Origin of the sequence: Mesorhizobium sp. L2C066B000, from assembly GCF_000502335.1 — a bacterium.
In the GTDB taxonomy this organism is placed as follows: Bacteria; Pseudomonadota; Alphaproteobacteria; order Rhizobiales; family Rhizobiaceae; genus Mesorhizobium.
Window position 1 is genome coordinate 53,421 of the sequence record NZ_AYWZ01000024.1, and the last position, 6,725, is coordinate 60,145.

The window sequence follows — 6,725 nt, forward strand, 5'->3', positions numbered from 1 at the left end:
TCGTCAACCATCTTGCATGACCGATTGGCGACCATCTCCTCGTCCCGACCCTATATTACCCGTCGCCTGTCGCCGCCAGCGCGCAGTGACTTGTCAAGGATGGAGGCCCGCAGACCCCATCGCGCGGCGACTTGTCCTTGACGGTCACGAGCACGGCGGCAGGTTTGCTGTGGTCGGGGAGCCCTTCCTTGGGCGGAAGCCGACGACAGTGTTCGAGGGGAACTCGTCATGAGCCGGGTGCGCAGAGATCGTCCGACGCTCTTGTATTTGCTGGATTCCAGCCGGCTCCGCCTCCGATTGCCTCGGTAGCTCGGTAGCCTGAGCGCGTCGGCGGCATCATGCCATTATCATCCTACGGATTGCATGCTCCATCGTCCTGGACGAGACCGGTTTGGCTAGCCAAAGGACGAAGGTCTGATTACCAGATGTGATCGGCATGGGGTCGCTTCCACCAACGACGATGATGGGCACCGTCATCAGGGTGGTACGTACGGCATCGGGCTGTCCTGGCCCGAGGAAAGTCGCTTGATCGAAAATTAGGAGGTCGGCTGCCTTCCCGCTCTCGATCCAGTCGCAAAGACTTTCGAAGGTCGCGAAGCCGACAGGCTTATAACCAAGCGCGGCGATCTTATCGTTGTAGATCTCCAACGCTGCTGGATCGGACTCCACGACTGCAATGATTTCTCCATTGCCAAGTGATCCATCGTATGGACCGGAAGCGCTATCAGCTCTGACCTGCTCCTCAGCGCAGGCCGGTAAGTAGAGATCGAAGCGTGTACCTCGGCCAACAGCCGAGGTGACGTCAAGGCATCCTGCGAGCGCGCTCACATGGCGGTCCACCGCAGCAAGACCCAGTCCGGTCCCGCCGACGCGAGAGCGCGTGGTAAAAAAGGGCTCAAAGATGTGCGGAAGCACCGAACTTGCGATTCCTTGGCCATCGTCGCTGATGGAGAGGAGAACGTAATCTCCCGGTTTCAAGGTGCCCTTAGCCACGGGCTTCGTTTGACAGACGTGAGCGCGAGAAACGCTAATCTCGACACGGCCCTCATTCAAGAGAGCCTCCGACGCGTTCTTGCATAGATTCATAAGGATTTGCTGTATCTCGGTCGGGCTGCCCTCGATCACCGTTTGCCACTCGTTGATCTTGAAGTTCAACTGAACATCCGCACGAAGTGTAACCCGCAGCAATGGCGCGAGATCCATTACACTCTCCGAGACGTCGAAAGGCATCGTCACGCGCTTCCGAGTTCGGCTTAGTGACAAAATTTGATCAATAATCAGCTTGGCTCGGTTGCTGGCCAAGATAATTTGGCCGATGTGGCCCCGAATTCTCGAGGGGCGGCGCACAAGACCTTTAGCCATCTCTGCGTAGCCGACTATTGCTCCTAGAACATTATTGAATTCATGTGTAACGCCGCTTGCGATTGTGCCGACAGCCGTCAGCCTTTCCGCATGCTCCCATCGACTCTCAAAAAGGTTACGTTCCGTGTGTACACGTTGCATTTCAAGATGGTTGCCTAAACGCACAGTAGCGCTCGCCAGAACCAGGAGGTCGTCTGTGGAGGGTGGTGAGCGATCTCCTTCAAAAACAAGGATACAAACCGCAGCCTGCTGATCGGAGGCCCTGCAACCAACAATTTGACAAACACCGGTAGTGCCTACGGCAGTCCGAACCACTTCCGACGCCGGAACGACGCGAAACACTGGCTGTTCCGGGTGTACAAGTGAGACGACTTCATGGATTAGCGTGGCGTTCCAGACGCGCATCCGCTTGTTCGCGACAAAGTACTCGGTATTCCTGCTGATACTCGGATCCACCAGAGCAAGCGCGCATTGATCGGCATCGAAAACGCATTGAATGAGTCTAAGCGCTGCTTCGGTGGAGAAGCGCCGCGAAGCCTTCGTTGCTTGACTGTCGATGAAACAAGCTTCGATCTCACTCATCGCCGCTTCAAGCTCTAACCGCCTTTCCAACCGGTTCGTCCGCACATGCAGCGTGGAGGCTCGAATGGTCGCAAACAAGCAGAGGCATATGGACACCAAGCCAAAGAAAAGTCGTGTACGCTGCGCTTGCGCGCTGGCGAAGCTGTAGGCTTTCAGATGTTCTCGCTCCAATTCGGCAGCCTTGGCGAACGTGTCGAAGGATGGGATCCGATTGACAGCGCGGTCCAACCTCAACATTGAGGACAGGATAGCGCGGCCCTCGCGGGCAACATCCTCCGTGACTTGGTCCTGGCTAGGAGGAAGTCGGCGGAGAGACTGATCGATTTGTAATGCGAGGCTGAATCCCGGTCTGGCCGAAAATTGAAGGATCAGATTGGAAAATTCAGGCCTGTTCGACACTCCCCCCCGAAGGCGATTAGCCGAGCGAGCAAAGCGTACCAGAGAGCTTTGCAGAAGCTCATTTTGCGCTGCCGAGGCCGAGATGGCAGCTTCTGTGTTTTCGAGGGAATTTTTGAGCTGTGCAACCAACCTGGAGTGCACCCCGGAGCTCTCATTGGGCGAGATCTCAACAAGGCGTTGGTAGTTTTGAAGGTTCCTTTTTAATGCTTGCCCGGTAGAAGCAACGGAACGGAAGTCCAATACCATGTCTGCGCGGGCGACGTCTCGCTGGAGCAATGCGTAGTTGATCTGAATCGTCCGCAGTTCGCTTAGGACCGCCTCGTTGATCTGGGGGTCTTGCCACTGTATCGCGACCAAGAGCGCGACCGAGGCCACTAGGGCCATTACAGAAGCTTTGTCGGTACTGAGCCATTTTTCCCAAACGAACGGCGTTTGATCCGCGGTGCGTGCCTTGCGAAGGTCCGATTTGAATTCTAGCTCCCCATCGCGTCGGTGTGCGGCCGGATGCTGCTGGAACAGGAAAGCCAAGTGTACCTCTCCCCTCAAATAGGCGGTGTAGACGCCGTTGCACTCTGCCCCCATGGCCCGCTGACCTTCCATTGATTCGCGGGCGTTTCGACCTCGACGGCGAGGCGGCAGCACAAGGCGGGCAACTGATCGCAGTTTTCGGAACTGGTCTTCCGAGAGATCATCGAAGGGGCATACAAGCGCACGCCTGCAGCAGCCGAGGATGATACCGGTCGGTCAAACGCAACTGGCGAGGGCCGGATCTGCTGTTGGCTGGCAGCTAACACTGGCGGGGCGGCGGCCTCAACTCCGGCGTGCCTAGAGCCGGCTGCTGCGAAAGCGTCCGACACGCTTCCCTTGGGGTCATCCCGTCCAGCGGGCATCCTTGGATCGCTGAAAAAAGACGAGGCGGCTTGATGATCCTGCCCTCGCTGAAGCACCTCGCGAAACCCCTTTTCCAGTCGCAGAAGCTCCTCTGGACCGGTAGGCGGCTCGTCAGCTCGACCATCGAACAGCGGCCGGAGCGCCTCGGACACGTGCTGCTCAAAGCCCACTCGCCGGNCGCTCAGCTGCTGCTGAATGGCGACGGCTTGCGGCGCATTCAGGGCCCTCTGCGTCTCCGCTGGCCACAACAGCGCTGTGGAATGTTCATTGTTGGGACTACTCACTCGGGTGGCAGGTGGTTGCATGGTCAAGCTCATCCGGCGAAGGGCGGATCTGCTGTCGGCTGGCAGCCAAGACTGGGGGCGGCGGCCCGAACTCCGGCGTCCCAGAGCTTGCGAAAGCCTCCGACACGCTTCTGTTGAGGTCATCCCGTCCATCGGGCATCCCTGGGTTGCTGAAAAAAGACGAGGCGGCTTGATGATCCTGCCCTCGCTGAAGCACCTCGCGAAACCCCTGTTCCAGTCGCAGAAGCTCCTCTGGATTGGTTGGCGGCTCGTCAGCTCGACCATCGAACAGCGGCCGGAGCGCCTCGGACACGTGCTGCTCAAAGCCCACTCGCCGGGCCTGGACCGCTTGCCCNCCATCGAACAGCGGCCGGAGCGCCTCGGACACGTGCTGCTCAAAGCCCACTCGCCGGGCCTGGACCGCTTGCCCCTCTTCCAAGCCGGCGTCCTGCACCTGCGACAAAGCTGTTACACGGGATGGATTACTATTTCGCGGGTTCATACTAGCCTCACATCAAACTGTATCGTCAAAGTCCTGCGCCAATTCACACAGCGGGTCACCGAGTTGAGATTCTGCGGAGAGCGCCTCCTCTGCTCCCGTCAAGGGCGCCGGCTCCGGGAGGGCGCCTGTCTGGCTTTCAAAGATGCGTTTCAGAATGCGATCCGAAAATATCGCACCTTCCTCAATTTTAATGGTGGCAGACCTTTGATGAGAACAATCTCGTAGTCGTCATCGAGCAGCCGAACCTGTTCGGGACGCAATAGCGGTGCACCTTGATGTGAATTCTGAATGTTCCAATCGAACGTTCGCGCCTGGCTGTAGGAAATCGATTGGGCTTGAAATGTGAATCCACCGATAGCTTTGGAAATGCAGTTCGGAGTCTCGTCATCTACCTCGATGTTCCTAGAAGCGCGCCGGCAGCCCGGGCGGGGGGCTTGGGGTTAGACTGCAAGCGCACGCCACTCATAAAGAGCGGCCTCTTTTCGCGGTTCGGACACCCATAGTCAACCCGGCAACGTCTGGATGCCCGCTGTGCTTTTTGCAGAGCGGCGATGCCGGGCATATCGGCCGATCCTGTCTAGGATGGTGTGGCCACTCTCGTCGGCCGAGTTGATGCTCCAGCCAGTATCGCCTTGCCGACCAGCATGAGTTCGCCGTTAGCAATCCATCGTTGCGAGCCGAGACCGAGGTAAAAAGCGCGTGTTATCGACTATGTAGCTGACGCTCCCGCTGACGCAGGGTTCCCGCCATTGCCTCGAGGACTACCTCGAAATGAAATACCTCTGCACGGGCGGCATCTGAAGCATGGGCTTGCAGGGCTCGCAGACCGGTAAACCAGCGAGCCATCTCCAAATATGTGAATTGTGGATTGCTCCTCGACGGGAGCTGAGGGGCGGCTCCGCAAGCCTTACGACGCTCTTTGCGAGCCGTAGCTGCCGAGCTGGCAAAAGGCCGGGCTACGTCGCGCCAGCGCAATCGGCGCGCAGAAAATTAGGCCTACCCGCTCCGGGACCGCGGACCTCGTCAGCTTCTCGTAAGTATGCCCGAGTAGGTTGCTCAGCTGATCTGTGGACGTGAGGCTAGCGTGAACCGGCACAAATTTGACCTATCCAATGTAACAGGTTGGCGGCAGGTGCAGCCCCCGGCATCTCAAGAGCAAGCGGCACAGGCCGGGCAAGAGGGCTTTGAGCAGCGCTCGGGCGAGGCGCGCCAAGCCGCTGCCCAAATTCCCGCCCCCGGCGTTCCGGCTCTGCCAGACCCGTTCCATCCTCATCCGTCTCAGGGAGACCTGAGCCTCATCGAAGGCGCGGCCCCATGGGAAGCGCAGCCCATGATGCAAGGGAGCGGACAAGAACACGCCGCGGCGCCGTACGCCGGAGGCAGTGGGTCGATGNGCAGCCCATGATGCAAGGGAGCGGACAAGAACACGCCGCGGCGCCGTACGCCGGAGGCAGTGGGTCGATGCTAGGTGCCTCGGTGCTGCAGCCGGGTCACTCAACGGCGCGCCATCATCATGCGCCGGATTCGTCAGTGGGTGATCTGAATCCTTCCGCACCGTTCGAGTTGCGTGACCATGCTCGTTCCCCCGTGCCGCCGGCGGTGCAGCCAGATCCTCCAGTAGTGGTCTCCGACGGTCGCGGCTGCAAGCGTCCTCTTTATTCCAACGATGCGACCGTTGTCGAACGGCTGAGGTCACTCTACGCGGGTAAGGCCAAGGAGGAAACGGTCAAGCGCCATGTAAATTCTCTTTACGGCTTTGGTCGTTGGCTCTTTAAAAATAACAAGCCGGGATTTGCTGCTCGGCTTCACGAGGAGTCGCTGGATGAAGATCTCAAGGAGTACGAGAGCAGTGGTGGCTCCTCGACTGTGGCTGTGGCACTGCGTCGTCTCAGAGAGTCGGCGGGCGGAGTGCCAATGGTGGGCCGCGCTGTCCTGAATCCCGACCCTGCCGACGCCGTGCTCATCAAAGAGTACAAAGCGGCTCTCATCAAAGAGCACAAGGGAGCGCCTGCGACCGGGCCGAATCGCCAAACCATTCACGACTATGGAGCTACTCTTAGACGTTTCAGTGAATACCTGGTTGAAAACAACAAGCCGGGGATTGCGGCTCGGCTTCACGAGGAGTCGCTGGATGAAGATGCCAAGCGCTATAAGGACTCCAGTGGTGACCGGAGGATCATTGCACTAGCTCAACTCCGGAAGTTCCTGCCGTCCGCCGCACTCGGGCGCGAAATTGCCCTTGCTGCTCGTCCGGAAGACGCAGTCGGCATGGAGGCTCGTGCCATTGGGGACGCCGCTGCGCAGCACAGCGGGCCGCAGAAGGCATTGGGTCGGCCAGAGAAGCTCCCTGGGGAAGCTAATGAAGACGCCGCTGTTCTGCCATCGTCTTTCGTACCAACTGGGCACCATCACCAAGCCTCGGATCCCGCAGAGTCCTTTCGTCCCCTGATCTGGCGCGACGGCGACCAGCGCGCGCCGGACGAGCGGATCGCTGCACAGGACAGGAGCAACCAGCTATCAAGCGAGGAGGTCCTCATCAACCGTGAGCATGATACAGCGGAGTTGAGACCAGCGAAGAGGCAAAGGCCCCTGAACAGTCGTCTGCAGGACGTTGCCACTGAGCCGCAGCTGAGCGAGATCGGCAATTCAGGCGCTCGCGTGCTGATGCAGGCCCCCACCCATCAAGTGGGTGCATTGCCATGGGA

General features: G+C 59.1%; 1 protein-coding gene and 2 pseudogenes. 1 reads left to right on the forward strand and 2 read right to left on the reverse strand.

The window, feature by feature from the left end:
* Window positions 1–336: 336 nt before the first annotated feature.
* Both X733_RS137930 and X733_RS1000000169020 read right to left on the reverse strand, forming a co-directional pair.
* Window positions 337–2,871 carry a two-component system VirA-like sensor kinase gene (locus X733_RS137930; protein WP_031194190.1) on the reverse strand — a complete coding sequence of 845 codons (2,535 nt, stop codon included), beginning with the start codon at window positions 2,869–2,871 and terminating at the stop codon, window positions 337–339.
* Between the two features lie 1,161 nt (window positions 2,872–4,032).
* Window positions 4,033–4,409: pseudogene (locus X733_RS1000000169020) on the reverse strand (type IV secretory system conjugative DNA transfer family protein); the annotation flags it as partial.
* Window positions 4,410–5,550: 1,141 nt separating this feature from the next.
* Between X733_RS1000000169020 and X733_RS0136090 the strand changes: the two are divergent.
* Window positions 5,551–6,725 (forward strand): annotated as a pseudogene (locus X733_RS0136090) (hypothetical protein); the annotation flags it as partial.